The following is a 14543-nucleotide window of genomic DNA, read 5'->3' as shown; positions in this document are numbered from 1 at the left end:
CCCCGCCACAGTCCGAGCGCCGCCGCGAGCAGCGGGGCGGCCTCGCCGGCCCGTCCGGCCGCCAGCTCCCGCCGGCCGCGGGCGGCGAGGTCCTCGAAGCGGTGGACGTCCACGTCCTCGGCCCGCACCGAGAGCCGGTAGCCGCCGGACGCGGACTCCACCGACCCGGCCCCGCGCAGCGCCCTGCGCAGCCGGGACACCAGTGCCTGCAGCGCGTTGGCCGCGTCGGCGGGCGGCTGCTCCCCCCACAGGCCGTCCACGAGCGAGTCGACGGACACCGTCCGGCCCTCTTCGAGGGCGAGCCTGGCCAGCAGCATCCGCAGCCGGATGCCGCCCACCTCGACCGGTGTCGCATCCTCGGCGTACACCTGAACCGGTCCCAGCAGCTCCACGCGCACCACGGCGGCCTCCCCCTCTGCACCGACCGGCCCCCGCCGTGTCGGTCGTTCCTCCAACGCCGGGTCAGCATCACCCACTCGGCGATCTTGGTAAAGCTTTCCGGCAGTGGTCTGGGGCCTGTCCGGCGGGTCAGGGATGGACAGGCCCCAGGGGCGCCATGGCGAACGGGGCCCGCCGGGGCCGCGGTGAGCGGCCTGGGCGAGCCCCGGTCATGGAGGGGGTGGGCTGGTGCGTCGCGGTGTCAGCTCTTGCGGGCCGAGGCGCTCGGGGTCGGGGTCGGCGTGGGGGTGGGGCCCGGGTTGGCGGGCGTGGTGCCCCGCACGACGATCGGCCACTCGCGGTGGAAGACCTGGAAGGGGAGTTCCTTCTCGAAGAGCGGGGTGCCGAGGACGGCGATGCGGGCCATCAGGGCTCCGTCGATGTCCAGCCCGCCGTACAGGCCGGCCTTGCCGGTGACGGTGGGGGCGGCGCCGCCGGAGGTGATGGTGACCGTGCCGTCGGCGTCGGCACGCAGGTGCGGCTCCAGGGTGGCCTTCAGGCCCACGGCGTCGTAGAGGGCGACCGAGCCTTCGACGGCCAGGCCGGTACGGACGGACGCCTTGCCGGACAGGGTGGCGCGGACCGGGGAGATCGTGGTGGTGCCGGGGTCGACGTCCGTGGTCCAGCCCTTGCCCTTGGTGTAGTCGGAGTGGATGCCCCAGTCGGCGGCGAGCTGCTGCTCGGCGTCGAGGGAGATGGTGCCGTCGGCCGCGATCTTCGCGTAGAGGGTCAGGTCGAGGTTGATCACGACCGGCAGGTGTCCGACCATCACGACCGGGCTGGCGCCGAGCTTGGCGAGCGGGATGCGGACCGGCTCCTTGGCGGCGGAGAGGCCGGCGTGCACACGCCAGTTGGCGCGGGCGCCGAGCTCGAAGCCGACGCTGGCCTGCTGGGGGCTGAGCGCCTTGCCCTGGTAGGAGAACTCCACCGACGGGTCGATCTCGATCGACCCGGAGAGGCTGGCGGACGCGCCCTGGGGCAGCGGGACCGTGGCGTTCGCGTCGAGCTTCAGCCCGGTGGTGACCGAGCCGTTGCCGCCGTCGGCGCGCTTGGTGAAGGACACCTTCAGGTCCTTGACCTGCGGCTGCACGTCGATGGTGCGGGCGTCGAGGGCGGTGTTCAGGGCGGCGGAGGCGTTGCCGAGGAGCTCGGAGACGGTGGCCGGGCGGGTGCTGACGGCGGTCTTGCCGCCGTCGGCCTGGCGGACCGCGGTCACCGCGACGAGTGCGCCGCGGGGCGCGGCCGGGGTCGGCGGGCTGTCGATCAGCTGGCCGGGGCGGACGGCTGCGGCGGCCGGGGCGGCGGGGGCTGGGGTGTCCTGCTTGTTCTTGCCGGGGTCGGCAGGGCCGCTACCGGGCTTCTGCGGGGTGCCGGGCGTGGCCTTGTCCTGGGCGCCCTTGTCCTGAGCGCCCTTGTCCTGCGGGGTCTTGTCCTGAGCGCCCTTGTCGGCGTTCGGGGCCGGCGCGAGGACGGCCTCGCCGGTGCGGGCGTCGTACGAGGTCAGGGTGAGGTCCGGGGTGCTGGCCTCGGTGGCCCCGCCGGAGGCTCCGGCGGGGGTGACGACGGCGAGCTTGGACTTGCCGCTGGGCGCCAGGCTGGCCGGCAGGCTGCCGGCGGCCGGGGTGTGCCGGGGCTGCTTCGTCCGGGCGGTGGGGGTCGCGCCGGCGGGGAGGGACGCGCCGGGCGCGGCCTCGGCGGCCAGGGCGGCGGGATCGGCCGGCTTCGTCGGCGCGGCCGAGGAGCCGCAGGCGCTGAGGGAGAGGGCGAGCGCGCCCGTTATGAGGAGTGCGGGCAGGGCGCGGGTGCGTGGGGACATGCGGAAGGCCACCTTCGACGTGAGGGGGAGAAGGCAGAGCACGGGGTGCCCAGGGGCTGCCGAGCAGGTGGTCGCGGCGGCGTACGACTCCGGCAATGTCAGGGGCATGCCAGAGCCGTGCGCGAACGTGTCCGCGTCCGCTGCTCGACGGGTGTGCGGGGTGGATGCGGCGCGCCCGGATGCACCGGCGCGCAGGCCGCGGCCCCCTGAAAACCATGGTCAGTGGTTTCTGGGTGAGACCGTACCTCAGCCGGGCATCGACCCCGAAACCCGGGCAGGGGGAAGAGAACTGACGTTACGTCGGTATTCGGCCACAAGGACTGAGGTACGCGACCTGCGGCCTGCGGCCCGGGTCAGTGGGCGTGCCCGCCTCCGGGGGCCCGGCAGCACGGGCCCCCTCGGCCCTCGTCGTGCGAGGCCGGGCCCCCGGTAGCGGGAACAGACAGGAACCTACCGATACGCACCCGCGAAAGCCCCCTGAAGCAGGGCGAATTAGCGCCGTTTTGACGCCGGCCGGCGCCGCCGGGCCCGGCATCAAGAACGCCCGCCGGCCAAGAGCGCGCACCGCCCAGGCATGCGGCCGCCCAGGCATGCGGCCGCTCAGGAACGCGCCCCCCTCGGGAACGCGCGCCGCTCAGGCGAAGAACTCCCGCAGGACCGGGGCCAGCAGAGCCGGGTCCACGTCGTGGTCCTGCCCCTCCAGGGTGCGGCGTTCGGCGGCCGGCAGCAGCGCGGCGAGGGCGTCCGCGCCGTGCCGGAACATCGGCTGGCTGGCGCCGCCGTCGACCACGAGGGCCGGGATCCGGACGGCCGGCCAGCGGTCGGCCGGCAGCGGCTGCCCGGACATGGTGGTGCCCATGACCCGGCCGTCGTAGGCCAGCGTGTGCGCGAGCGACTCCAGGTGGGACCAGGTCGCGACGTCCGCGCGCATCGGCGCCAGGTACTCCGCGGGCATCCCCACGGCGCAGGTCATGAAGATCTCGACCGCGTCGCCCCGGCGCCCCTCCGCGACCGCCTTGTCCAGCTGCGCGACGTAGTCGGCGGGCAGCGGCGGCCGGCTGTCCTCGACGATGAACGGCGGCTCGTAGACGGCGAGCCGTGCCACCGGCACGCCCTGCTGCACGGCCTCCAGGGCGAGCGCCGACCCCGAGGACATCCCCATCAGCCGGGCCGGGCCGTCCCCGCCCACGGCCTCGACGATCGCCGCAAGGTCCTCGACCTCGCGCCGCACGTCGTACGGCGCGGTGTCACCGCTGTCGCCGCGGCCGCGCCGGTCGTAGGTCACCACGCTGAACCGGTCGCCCAGCAGGCCCGCCAGCGCGAGCCACTTCGGGTCGTTGCGTGTCTGGAACGCGCCGCCCATCAGGACGAGGACCGGACCCTCGCCGGTGCGCTCGTAGGCAAGAGCCGTGCCATCGATCGAAGTGGTGCGAAGCATGCGAAAACCCCCATGTGTACGATGTCCACATCGGACATTGCGCGAGCAGCCTACACTCCCGATCGCCCCGATGTGAACACCGTCCACATAAAAATGGATCACTGAAGGACCGACCTGATGACACCACCCGCCGACCCGCCCCCGAAGCGCACCACCTACCGGCACGGCAACCTGCGCAACGCGCTCCTCGACGCCGCCGTCGAACTCGCCCGCGAAGGCGGCCCCGACGCCGTCGCCCTGCGCGAGGTCACCCGCCGCGCCGGCGTCGCCCCCAACGCCGCCTACCGCCACTTCGCCGACCGCGGCGCCCTCGTCCACGAGGTCTCCCAGGCGGCCATGGCCCAGGTCGCCCGCACCATGGAGGCCGAACTCGCCGCCGTCCCCGCGACCGACGACCCGGCCGCCCGCGCCCGCGCCCGCTTCCGCGCCGTCGGCACGGGCTACATCCGCTTCGCCACCCGCGAACCGGGCCTCTTCCGCACCGCGTTCCACGTCCCGGCGGACATGGCCTACGCCACCGACACCACCGCGGCCGGCGCCGGCGGCCTGACCCCGTTCGAGATCCTGTCCGCCTCCCTCGACGACCTGGTCACCACCGGCATCCTCCCCGAGGACCGCCGCCCCGGCGCCGAGTTCCTCGCCTGGTCCGCGGTCCACGGCCTGAGCGTCCTGATGATCGACGGCCCCCTGCGCGGCATCACCCCGGACCAGGCGGACAGCGCGGCCCAGGACGTGATCGACATGATCGAACGCGGCATCTGACCGCCCGTCGCCGCCCCGGCGGCCCGGCTCACTGCCCGGCCCACCGCCCGGCTCGCGGCCCAGCCGGCTGCCCGGCTCACCCCGCGGCGCGGTCCAGCGGGTTCCTCGCGATGCGGGTTGCGACGCCGCCCTCGATCAGGTGGGCCGCCGCGCAGTCCGGCTTGCGGGTGGCCTGGGACTGCATCAGGGAGAGGAAGGACGCGCCGAAGCCGAGGCGGGGGTGGGCGGTCAGGAGGGACTCGACGAAGGACGGGTCGAACTCGGGCACGCGCAGGCCCGAGACGTCCGCGCTGGTGCCGACCTGGAGGAGGTGGCTCTCGACGTCCTCGGCCGCCGTGACGTCCTCGCGCATGTGCAGCACGATCACCTCGGCCGCGCGGGCACGGCGGGCCGCGGGCCAGCCCAGGCCCGTGGTCAGGGCCCGGGCCACGTGGCCGCCCGCCTCCTCGAAGGGCAGGGTGTGGCTGTCGAACGGGGCGGTCAGGCCCAGGTCGTGCAGGAGCGCCGCGACGTAGAGGAGCTCCTCGTCGAAGGCGAGGCCGTGCGCGCGGGCGTACTCGGCGCCGAAGGCGTAGGAACGGACCGAGTGGTTCAGCAGGGCCTCGTCCGCGTACTCCGCCGCGAGTTCACGCGCCGCCCCGGCCGCCCGGCCCGGTGTCTGCCACATGGTTCGTCCCCCGTCGATCGCGCATGGATGCGTACGCCGGTCACAGTAGGGGGCGGCTGAAGTCCACCTCCGCGGCGGGCTCCCCCGGCCAGGTCAGGTGGGTCGTGGACGGCGGGGTGCGGGCCAGGAGGGTGCCCCGGGAGACCACGTGGGAGGGGCGGACCTGGCGGCGCAGGGCGTCGTACGGGGAGAGCGCCGGGAGCAGGACGAAGCTGGCCCAGTTGCCCGGGGCGAGCGCGTAGTCCTCCAGGCCGAGGACCTCCGCCGCCCGGTCCGTCACCATCGAGAAGGCCGTGGCGATCTCGTCGGCGCCGGTCAGCTGGGCGGCGTACACGCCGGTCAGGGCGGTCTGGAGGGGGTTCGCGGTGCCCAGCGGGTTCCACGGGTCCATCACGTCGTCGTGCCCGAAGGCCACGTTGACGCCGGCCCCCAGCATCTCCTTCACCTGGGTCAGGCCGCGCCGCTTGGGGTAGCCGTCGAAGCGGCCCTGCAGCGCGAGGTTCGCGAACGGGTTGCAGACCAGGTGCACGCCCGAACGCCGCAGCAGCCGCTGGAGCTTGTAGCTGTAAGCGCCGTTGTACGAGCCCATGGCCGTGGTGTGCGAGGCGGTGACCCGCCCGCGCAACCCGGTGCGCAACGCCAGCGCGGCCAGCACCTCCACGAAGCGGGACTGCTCGTCGTCGATCTCGTCGCAGTGCGCGTCGACGCGCAGCCCCTGCTCCTCCGCGAGGGAGAAGGCCAGGTGCAAGGAGGCCACCCCGTCCTCGCGGGTGTCCTCGAAGTGCGGGATCGCCCCGACCACGTCCGCGCCGCGGGCGACGGCGGCGCGCATCAGCTGGTCGCCGCCGGGGAAGGAGACGATGCCCTCCTGCGGGAACGCCACGATCTGGACCGCCATCACGTCCCGGACCCGGTCGCGTACCTCGGTCAGGGCGTCCAGCGCCGTGAGGCCGGGGTCGGTCACGTCGCAGTGCGTACGGACGTACAGCACGCCCTGCGCCGCCTGCCAGCGCAGCACCTCGGTGGCCCGGGCGACGACGTCCTCCCGGGTGAGCGTGCGCTTGCGCTCGCTCCAGCAGGCGATGCCCTCCCACAGCGTCCCCGAGGCGTTCCAGCGCGGTTCCCCGGCGGTGAGGGCCGTGTCCAGGTGGATGTGCGGCTCGACGAAAGGAGCCGTGAGCAGGCGGCCGTGCGCCTCGATCAGCTCGCCGGTGGCCGGCGGCTCCTTCTGGTCGTCGTACGGGACGATCCGCGCGATGCGGCCGTCCTCCCCCACCTCGACGTCCACCGGGGAGGGCGCGAGCTCACCGCGCCCCGTGTGCAGCCGGGCACCGCGCACGATCATCCGCATGCCGGCCACGATAGGCCGCGGCGGGGCGCCGGCTGCGCAATTCCGGCCGCTCCGCGTCCGCGCTGCGGACGAGAATGTCCCCATGCCCAGCGAAGTGAACGACATGCCCCACGACACGACCGGCGACATGCCCCACGACACGCCCAGCGATGTGGACGACATGACCAGCAGCGCGGACGGCGCCGCGGACCCGGGGGCGCGGCCCGACTGGGAGAAGCGCTTCCTGGCCCCCCGGATCCTGATGCCCGAGTGGGCCGAGGACGCCCCCGAGCGGGCCCTGTACATCTCCAACGTGACCGGCACGTACGAGTTCTACGCCTGGGACCGGGCCACCGGCGCCCGCCGCCAGGTCACCGACCGCCCCAACGGCACCACCGACGGCACCCTCTCCCCCGACGGCGAGTGGATCTGGTGGTTCTCCGACACCGACGGCGACGAGTTCGGCACCTGGGTGCGCCAGCCCTTCACCGGCGGCGACGACGAGCCGGCCACGCCCGGCCTGGCGCCCGCCTACCCGGAGGGCCTGGCCATCGGCCGGGACGGCACCTCGGTGGTCGGCCGGTCCACCGACGAGGAGGGCTCCACCGTCTTCGTCTGCCGGCCGGGCGCCGCACCCGTGGAGATCTACCGGCACCGCGAGACGGCGGTGGTCGGGGACCTCTCCCACGACTGCACCCTGGTCGCGATCGAGCACACCGAGCACGGCGACTCGATGCACGCCTCACTGCGCGTCCTCACCCTCGACGGCCGCACCGTCGCCGAGCTGGACGACACCAAGGACGGCACCGAGGAGCTCGGCCTGTCCGTCCTCGGCTTCGCCCCGGTCGCAGGCGACACCCGGCTGCTGGTCTGCCATCAGCGCTCCGGCCGCTGGGAGCCGATGATCTGGGACGTGGCGGCCGGCACGCAGCAGCAGCTGGAGATCGACCTGCCCGGCGACGTGGGCGCCCAGTGGTACCCGGACGGCTCGGCCCTGCTGGTCTCGCACGGCTTCGAGGCGCGCAGCGAGCTGTGGCGCTACGACCTCGCCGAGCGGTCCCTGGTCCGCGTGGACACCCCGCCCGGCACGGTCTCGGACGCCGCCGCCCGCCCCGACGGCACGGTCGAGTACCTGTGGTCCTCGGCGGCGGAGCCGTCGTCGGTGCGCTCCACGGCCGGCGGCGTCGTGCTGGAGCTGCCCGGGGAGAAGGCGCCGGGCTCGGTACCGGTCGAGGACGTGTGGGTGGACGGGCCGGGCGGGCGGATCCACGCGCTCGCGCAGCGCCCGCAGGGCCACGGCGACGGCCCGTTCCCGTGCGTGTTCGAGGTCCACGGCGGTCCGACCTGGCACGACAGCGACGCCTTCGCGGCGGGCCCGGCGGCCTGGCTGGACCACGGCTTCGCGGTGGTCCGCGTCAACTACCGCGGCTCGACCGGCTACGGCCGGGAGTGGACGGACGCGCTCAAGCACCGGGTCGGCCTGATCGAGCTGGAGGACGTCGCGGCCGTACGGGAGTGGGCGGTGGCCTCCGGCCTGGCCGACCCGGCGCGGCTGGTGCTCTCGGGCGGCTCGTGGGGCGGCTACCTGACCCTGCTCGGGCTCGGCACGCAGCCCGAGGCCTGGGCGGTCGGCCTGGCCTCCGTACCCGTCGCCGACTACGTCACGGCCTACCACGACGAGATGGAGACCCTGAAGGCGCTGGACCGCACGCTCTTCGGCGGGACCCCGGAGGAGCAGCCGGAGCGCTGGGCGGCCTCGTCCCCGCTGACGTACGTGGACGCGGTACGGGCGCCGCTCTACATCGCGGCGGGGGTCAACGACCCGCGCTGCCCGATCCGGCAGGTCGAGAACTACGTGGAGCGGCTGGCGGCGCGCGGCGCGGTGCACGAGGTGTACCGCTACGACGCCGGGCACGGCTCCCTGGTGGTGGCGGAGCGGATCAAGCAGCTGCGGCTGGAGCTCGACTTCGCGCTCAAGCACCTGCCGCGCTGAGCTTCGCCCGCTGGGCCGGGCCTGCCGAGCCGGGCCCTGGGCAGAGCCCGCTGACCGGCCCCGCGGCCGGGCGACCGGTGCACCCCCCGTACCGTGGAGGGGTGCACCGGTTTCTGCTGACCCCGCGCTGGTGGGGGATCAACGTCTTCGTCGTGTTGGCCGTCGCCCTCTGTCTCTTCATGGGGTCGTGGCAGCTCGGCCGGTTCGAGGACCGCGTGGAGTCCCACCGCGAGGCCACCTCCGAGCGCCCGGAGCAGGAGGCCGCGGCGCCGCTGGACTCGCTGCTCCCGGTGGACAAGAGGACGTCGGGCCGGCCGGCGGCGACCGCCGGCGAGTACGCCGAGCAGTTCCTGGTCCCCGAGCGGCTGCTGGACGGGAAGTCCGGCTTCTACGTGCTGACGATGCTGCGCACCGACGGCGGCAAGGCCGTCCCGGTGGTCCGCGGCTGGCTGCCCGGCGCGGCGGACGCCTCCCGGGTCCCGGCCGCGCCGACCGGCCGGGTGGAGGTCACCGGCGCGCTCCAGGCCGCCGAGAGCGGGAGCAGCAAGGGCGTCCACGCGGAGGGCGGACTGCCGCCGGGCCAGCTGGGGGTGATCGGCGCGGCGTCGCTGGTCAACCTGGTGCCGTACGGGCTGTACGACGCGTGGCTGACCCTGCCGGCGGGGGCGGCCGGGGCGGACGGCCTCACTCCGGTCCCGGCGCAGGCGCCGACCAACACGGGCCTGGACCTGAAGGCCTTCCAGAACCTCGGCTACACCGGCGAGTGGTTCGTCTTCGCCGCGTTCGTGCTCTTCATGTGGTTCCGGCTGTACCGGCGCGAGGTCGAGACCCTGCGCGACGCGGAGGCCGGGCTGGTCCCGGCACAGGCGGACGCCACGGCCTGAGCGGGGACACCGCCAGGGGCCGGAAGCGTACGCAGGCCGTCGGCCGCTACGGAGCCGCTGTCGGCTGCTGCGGAGCCGCTACGGAGCCGGCGGGGCGACCGGCAGGGCTCCGGTGCGGTAGACCGTGCCGCCGCAGGCCGACGGGACGGTGGCCCCGGTCGCGGGGGCACCGGGCTGCGGGGTCAGGGTGACCTGGAGCCCGGAGGAACCGGCCGGCGCACCGGACGGGTCGGAGCCGGCGGCCGGCTGGACGGGGGCCCCGTCCTGGCCGCCCGCGGCGGCGGGCGTGGGGCTCGGCGAGGAACAGGACTGCGTGCCGGGCACCCAGGCGAAGCGGACCTCGTAGGACGTGTTCGGCGGGAGGACCAGCGAGGCCGCGTCCGACGACGGGTCGGGCAGGCCGGTCGCCGGGTCGTTCGCGGTGTGCCGCAGCACGGTCGTGCCCGCGTCCGCCGAGACCGTGTCGGCCCCGGCGACCGTACAGCCGCGCGTCGAGACGTTGGTGACGCGGAAGCTGCCGTAGACCTTGCCGTCCGCGTCCGGGGTGCGGGCGGCGCCGGTGACGCCGAGCTGCGCGGCGGTGCACGCGGGGGCGCCCGGAGTGCCCGGGGCGGGCGGGCGCGGGCCGAAGGTGGTGGTGGGGTCGGTGATCTGGCCGCCGGGGGTCTGCTGGCCCGGGTCCGCGGTGGTGCCGGGCTTCTGACCGGTGCCGGCGGTACCGGGCCCGCTCTTGGCGGGCAGCTCGGAGGACTTCGGCACGGCGCCGGAGCCGGTGGCGTGCGGGTCGGAACCGCTGCCTCCGTGCGCGACGGCGTCCTGCTGGTGTCCGGCGATCGCCGATCCGCTGACGTCCGTGCCGTCCGGGTCCGCCGCCAGGTGCACCACGGTGGGGATCCCGGCGCCGGCCAGCAGGACCGCGGCGGCGGCGCCGACCAGCGTGTTGCGGCGGCGCGCCCGGCGGGCGGGGACGGCGTGGCGCAGGCGGTCCAGGGCACCGTCGGAGGGCTCCAGGTCCGCGACCACCGCGTGCAGCAGGTCGCGCAGCTCGCTCTCGGCGTCGCGGTTCGGCCCGTTCGACCTGGTCAGGTCGCTCGGCCCCTTCGGCCCCTTCGGCCCCTTCGGCTCACTCGGCTCGTTCAGGTCGTTCAGGTCGTTCATGACTGCGCGGCCTCCATCGCCACCCGCAGCGCAGCAATGCCCCGCGATCCGTACGCCTTCACCGAACCCAGGGAGACGCCGAGCGTCTCGGCGACCTGGGTCTCCGTCATGTCCGCGAAATAGCGCAGCACCAGCACCTCGCGCTGGCGGCGCTGCAGGCTCTTCATCGCCTTGATCAGGTCGTCCCGCTCCAGCAGGTCGTACGCGCCCTCCTCCGCGCTCGCCATGTCCGGCATCGGCTTCGACAGCAGCTTGAGGCCGAGGATGCGGCGGCGCAGGGCGGAACGGGAGAGGTTGACGACGGTCTGCCGCAGGTAGGCCAGGGTCTTGTCCCGGTCGCGCACCCGGCTGCGCGCCGAGTGGACCCGGATGAAGGCCTCCTGCACCACGTCCTCGCAGGAGGCGGTGTCGTCGAGGAGCAGGGCGGCGAGACCCAGCAGCGAGCGGTAGTGCGCGCGATAGGTCTCGGTGAGGTGATCGACGGTGGTCCCGGCGACCACGACCGGCTCGGCAGCCACAGCCGGCTCGGCGGCCACGGCTTCGGCCTGCTCCGCGCTCTCCCGGCTCTCTCTGCTCTCCCTCTGCGAGGGCACTCTGCCGTCCTGGGCGGGGACCGCCCCCGCGTCGGGCGCGATCACCGGCCGCCCTCCGGGTACGCGCACGCGCCGCCGCGCCGGAAGGAGATCCGGGCGCACCGGTACGAGGGCAGGGGCGAGCAAGGCCTGTGGCACGCCAGTTGGACGCGCCTGCCCCCGCCAGGGTTGTACGCGCGCGACGATCTCTCCCGTCGTGCGCCGAATGCCCTCATACGTACCCGCTCTTCCCGATCGCCCTACCTGTCGAGGCGGCACCGGGGCCTTCACCTTGATCCAGGGATAGCGCCGATCCTACAAAGCGAATTACGCACATTCACGCGCGATCAGTTCCGCGATCTGTGCACCGTTCAGCGCGGCCCCCCTGCGGAGGTTGTCGGCGCACACGAAGAACTCCAGCGAGCGGGGGTCGTCCAGCGATCCGCGCAGCCGTCCGACCCAGGCCGGGTCGGTGCCGGCGGCGTCCGCGGGGGTCGGGAACTCGCCCGCCGCCGGGTCGTCCACGAGCACCACCCCGGGCGCGGCCTCCAGGACCTCCCGGGCCCGCGCGGGGTCCGCGGCGGAGGCGAACCGCGCCCGGACGGTCAGCGAATGCCCGGTCACCACCGGCACCTGCACGCACGTCACGGACACCGGCAGCGCGGGCAGCCCGAGGATGCGGCGGGACTCGGCCCGGATCGCCAGCTCGTGCGAGGACCAGCCGCCCTCGCGCAGCTCTCCGGACCACGGCACCACGTTGAGCGCGAGCGGGGCCGCGAAGGGGCCGGTGTCCTCGCCCACGGCCCGCCGTACGTCGCCAGGCTGCTCGCCCAGTTCCGCCCCGGCGACCGCGGCCAGCTGCCGGCGCAGTACGTCGGTGCCGGCCCGCCCGGCGGCGCCGGCGGCCTGGTACGAGGAGACGGTGAGCTCGGCGAGGGTGAGCTCGGCGTGCAGTGCGCCCACGGCGGCCATCATCGCCGCGGTCACGCAGTCGGGCCCGGCGACGATCCCGCGGGGCCTGACGCGTGCCGCGTACCCGTTGATCTCGGGCACCACCAGCGGTACGTCGGGGTCCTCGCGGAAGGCCGCGGACTGGTCGACCACGGCCACGCCGCGGGCCACGGCGACCGGCGCCCAGCGCGCCGAGACCGCGGCCGGGGTGAGGAAGAGGGCCACGTCGCCCGCGCCGAGGCCGTCGAAGGCGTCCTCGGTGAGGGCGAGCACCTCGGTCTCCGCCCCGCGCACGGCCATGCGGCGCCCGGCGGAGCGGGAGGAGGCGATCAGGCGCGTGCTGCTCCAGAGGTCCGCCCGGGTGGACAGGATCCGGAGCAGGGCCGCGCCGGCCGCTCCGGTCGCCCCGACCACGGCGAGCGCCGGGCCGGGGGACCGGGTCGCGGTCATCGTCCGGTGCCTCCGTAGACGACGGCCTCGTCGCTGTCGGAGTCCAGACCGAATGCCGTGTGCACGGCGACGACAGCGGCGTTGACGTCGTCCTGGCGGGTCACGACCGAGATCCGGATCTCCGAGGTGGAGATGAGCTCGATGTTGACGCCCGCGTCGGACAGCGCCTGGAAGAAGCTGGCGGTGACGCCCGGGTGGGTCTTCATGCCCGCGCCGACCAGGGAGATCTTGCCGATCTGGTCGTCGTAGCGCAGCGAGTCGAAGCCGATCGCGGCCTTCGCCTTCTCCAGGGCGTCGATGGCCTTGTGGCCCTCGGTCTTGGGGAGGGTGAAGGAGATGTCCGTCAGGCCGGTGGCGGCGGCGGACACGTTCTGCACGATCATGTCGATGTTGATCTCGGCGTCCGCGATGGCGCGGAAGATCGCCGCGGCCTCGCCCGGCTTGTCCGGTACGCCGACGACCGTGATCTTGGCTTCGGAGACGTCATGGGCGACTCCGGAGATGATGGCGTGCTCCACCTGCTCGTCCCCATTCGGCTGTTCGTTGCTGACCCAGGTGCCCGGCAGCCCCGAGAACGAGGACCGTACGTGGATCGGGATGTTGTAACGGCGCGCGTACTCCACGCAGCGGTGCAGCAGCACCTTGGAGCCGGACGCGGCCAGCTCCAGCATGTCCTCGGAGGAGATCCAGTCGATCTTCCGGGCCTTCTTCACCACGCGCGGGTCGGCGGTGAAGACACCGTCCACGTCGGTGTAGATCTCGCAGACCTCGGCGTCCAGCGCCGCGGCGAGCGCGACGGCGGTCGTGTCCGAGCCGCCGCGGCCGAGGGTGGTGATGTCCTTGGAGTCGGCCGACACACCCTGGAAACCGGCGACGATGGCGATGTTGCCGCCGTCCAGCGCGGTACGGATGCGGCCCGGCGTGACATCGATGATGCGCGCTTTGTTGTGGACCGAGTCGGTGATGACGCCTGCCTGGCTACCGGTGAACGACTGGGCCTCGTGGCCCAGGTTTTTGATCGCCATGGCCAGCAGGGCCATGGAGATCCGCTCTCCGGCGGTCAGCAGCATGTCGAACTCACGCCCGGCAGGCATCGGGGATACCTGCTCGGCGAGATCGATCAGCTCGTCCGTCGTGTCGCCCATCGCAGACACCACGACGACCACCTGGTGGCCGTTCTTCTTGGCATCGACGATCCGCTTGGCGACGCGCTTGATGCCCTCGGCATCGGCTACGGAGGAGCCTCCGTACTTCTGCACGACAAGGCCCACGTGCGCTCCTCGCTCAGTCCATTACGCGGTACGACCGCCCTGGCGGTCCGGACCAGTCTAACGATGGACCGCCATCCGATCGGGGCGTACCGAATCGTGAGATGTGTTGTTCACCTCATGATCACTCGAAGTCGAGGAACTCAGGCGGCAGGACGCACCACGGTCCGGCACAGCGCGTCCACCTGCTCCGGCTCCATCTCGTACTCGTACGCGATGCCCTCGACCGACTCCCCGGCCTCCCACAGGTCCGTCAGCGCCTTCACCGGAACCCGGTTCGCCTCGATGACGGGAAGCCCGTGCCCGAACCGCGGGTCGATCACGACAGGTACGGCATCGGGGTACTGCCTCAGCTGAAGGCTGGAGGGGAAGTCGTCGCCCGCGTCCCACGCCAAGTACCGCAGACAGCCGGCGACGACCTCATGGACGGGCGCCTGCCCGTCCCGCGCCCTGCGCAGATCGCTGCCCAGCCCGCGCTCGACGAAGATGTCCACGCCGTCCGTCGCGATCCGCTTCGAGACCAGGCCGTACGGCGTGTCGAAAGCGGCGCGCACGGCCTCGGCGGCCTTCCTGATCTCGCTCATCCTGAGCCCGAGATCGCGCAGGGACCGCAGGACGTAGGCCTCCGCGACGGCCACGAACGGCACGGTGGGTTGCCCTGCCCGTGCCGGGACGACCCGATGCACCAGCGGCGCACCCGCCGCCTTCCCCGTCAGCCAGCTGTGCAGGGTCGAGTGCGGGATCTGGAGGTAGGAGGACGTCTCCGCCGGCGTGAGAAGCCCATCCGTGAACCTGTCGATCACGATCGTCTCCCTG

The 14543-nt window shown here is 73.8% G+C and carries 13 protein-coding genes; 3 read left to right on the top strand and 10 right to left on the bottom strand.

The window, feature by feature from the left end; all coding sequences use genetic code 11:
• The 3 genes from GPJ59_RS12030 to GPJ59_RS12020 all read right to left on the bottom strand — a co-directional run.
• Positions 1-401: AfsR/SARP family transcriptional regulator (locus tag GPJ59_RS12030; RefSeq protein ID WP_308120258.1), on the bottom strand; the 401-nt coding region annotated here is incomplete at its 3' end.
• Positions 402-640: 239 nt separating this feature from the next.
• Positions 641-2254, bottom strand: a complete 1614-nt coding sequence (locus GPJ59_RS12025) for a hypothetical protein (RefSeq protein WP_219667015.1) — start codon at positions 2252-2254, stop codon at positions 641-643.
• Positions 2255-2888: 634 nt separating this feature from the next.
• On the bottom strand, positions 2889-3692 hold the full coding sequence (locus GPJ59_RS12020; protein ID WP_219667013.1) for an alpha/beta fold hydrolase: 804 nt from the start codon (positions 3690-3692) through the stop codon (positions 2889-2891).
• A 117-nt stretch (positions 3693-3809) separates the two neighbouring features.
• On the opposite strand from GPJ59_RS12020, the gene GPJ59_RS12015 reads away from it, so the two are divergent.
• Positions 3810-4454 (top strand): TetR/AcrR family transcriptional regulator, encoded by a 645-nt coding sequence (locus tag GPJ59_RS12015; protein WP_219667011.1) that lies wholly within the window; start codon positions 3810-3812, stop codon positions 4452-4454.
• 76 nt (positions 4455-4530) lie between these two features.
• Here GPJ59_RS12015 and GPJ59_RS12010 read toward each other — a convergent pair whose 3' ends face one another.
• Positions 4531-5121, bottom strand: a complete 591-nt coding sequence (locus GPJ59_RS12010; protein ID WP_219667009.1) for an HD domain-containing protein — start codon at positions 5119-5121, stop codon at positions 4531-4533.
• A gap of 40 nt (positions 5122-5161) precedes the next feature.
• Complete coding sequence (gene codA / locus GPJ59_RS12005) at positions 5162-6472, bottom strand: cytosine deaminase (protein ID WP_258024260.1); 1311 nt, start codon at positions 6470-6472, stop codon at positions 5162-5164.
• 160 nt (positions 6473-6632) lie between these two features.
• Here codA and GPJ59_RS12000 point away from each other — a divergent pair, with 160 nt between their 5' ends.
• Together GPJ59_RS12000 and GPJ59_RS11995 are read left to right on the top strand one after the other, a co-directional pair.
• Positions 6633-8444: a S9 family peptidase gene (locus tag GPJ59_RS12000; protein ID WP_219667017.1), complete on the top strand. Its 1812-nt coding sequence runs from the start codon at positions 6633-6635 to the stop codon at positions 8442-8444.
• A gap of 101 nt (positions 8445-8545) precedes the next feature.
• Positions 8546-9328, top strand: coding sequence for an SURF1 family protein (locus GPJ59_RS11995; RefSeq protein WP_219667007.1), 783 nt, complete (start codon positions 8546-8548; stop codon positions 9326-9328).
• Between the two features lie 78 nt (positions 9329-9406).
• Here GPJ59_RS11995 and GPJ59_RS11990 read toward each other — a convergent pair whose 3' ends face one another.
• The 5 genes from GPJ59_RS11990 to GPJ59_RS11970 all read right to left on the bottom strand — a co-directional run bounded on the left by GPJ59_RS11990 (position 9407) and on the right by GPJ59_RS11970 (position 14530).
• Entirely contained in the window at positions 9407-10486 is a 1080-nt protein-coding gene (locus tag GPJ59_RS11990) for a hypothetical protein (RefSeq protein ID WP_219667006.1), read from the bottom strand.
• Positions 10483-11217 carry a SigE family RNA polymerase sigma factor gene (locus GPJ59_RS11985; protein ID WP_374200840.1) on the bottom strand — a complete coding sequence of 245 codons (735 nt, stop codon included), beginning with the start codon at positions 11215-11217 and terminating at the stop codon, positions 10483-10485. The genes GPJ59_RS11990 and GPJ59_RS11985 overlap by 4 nt, the downstream gene beginning before the upstream one ends.
• A 168-nt stretch (positions 11218-11385) precedes the next feature.
• The gene (locus tag GPJ59_RS11980) at positions 11386-12459 is read right to left on the bottom strand and encodes an aspartate-semialdehyde dehydrogenase (RefSeq protein ID WP_219667003.1); all 1074 of its coding nucleotides are present in this window, start codon (positions 12457-12459) and stop codon (positions 11386-11388) included.
• A complete protein-coding gene (locus GPJ59_RS11975) occupies positions 12456-13730 on the bottom strand; it encodes an aspartate kinase (RefSeq protein WP_219667001.1) in 1275 nt (424 codons plus the stop codon). The genes GPJ59_RS11980 and GPJ59_RS11975 overlap by 4 nt, the downstream gene beginning before the upstream one ends.
• A 140-nt stretch (positions 13731-13870) precedes the next feature.
• Positions 13871-14530: a DUF433 domain-containing protein gene (locus GPJ59_RS11970; RefSeq protein WP_219667000.1), complete on the bottom strand. Its 660-nt coding sequence runs from the start codon at positions 14528-14530 to the stop codon at positions 13871-13873.
• Positions 14531-14543 lie beyond the last annotated feature (13 nt).

Origin of the sequence: Streptomyces bambusae, assembly GCF_019400985.1 — a bacterium.
Classification (GTDB): domain Bacteria; phylum Actinomycetota; class Actinomycetes; order Streptomycetales; family Streptomycetaceae; genus Streptomyces; species Streptomyces bambusae_A.
Note: the sequence above shows the minus strand (reverse complement) of the source record. Positions and strands in the feature narration are given on the sequence as shown.

Bases quoted from the DNA above. Each gene is read 5' to 3' on its own strand.
- GPJ59_RS12010 (WP_219667009.1), bottom strand. From the start codon at position 5,121: ATGTGGCAGACACCGGGCCGGGCGGCCGGGGCGGCGCGTGAACTCGCG.
- GPJ59_RS11990 (WP_219667006.1), bottom strand. From the start codon at position 10,486: ATGAACGACCTGAACGACCTGAACGAGCCGAGTGAGCCGAAGGGGCCG.
- GPJ59_RS12015 (WP_219667011.1), top strand. From the start codon at position 3,810: ATGACACCACCCGCCGACCCGCCCCCGAAGCGCACCACCTACCGGCAC.
- GPJ59_RS11980 (WP_219667003.1), bottom strand. From the start codon at position 12,459: ATGACCGCGACCCGGTCCCCCGGCCCGGCGCTCGCCGTGGTCGGGGCG.
- codA (WP_258024260.1), bottom strand. From the start codon at position 6,472: ATGCGGATGATCGTGCGCGGTGCCCGGCTGCACACGGGGCGCGGTGAG.
- GPJ59_RS12000 (WP_219667017.1), top strand. From the start codon at position 6,633: ATGACCAGCAGCGCGGACGGCGCCGCGGACCCGGGGGCGCGGCCCGAC.
- GPJ59_RS12020 (WP_219667013.1), bottom strand. From the start codon at position 3,692: ATGCTTCGCACCACTTCGATCGATGGCACGGCTCTTGCCTACGAGCGC.
- GPJ59_RS12025 (WP_219667015.1), bottom strand. From the start codon at position 2,254: ATGTCCCCACGCACCCGCGCCCTGCCCGCACTCCTCATAACGGGCGCG.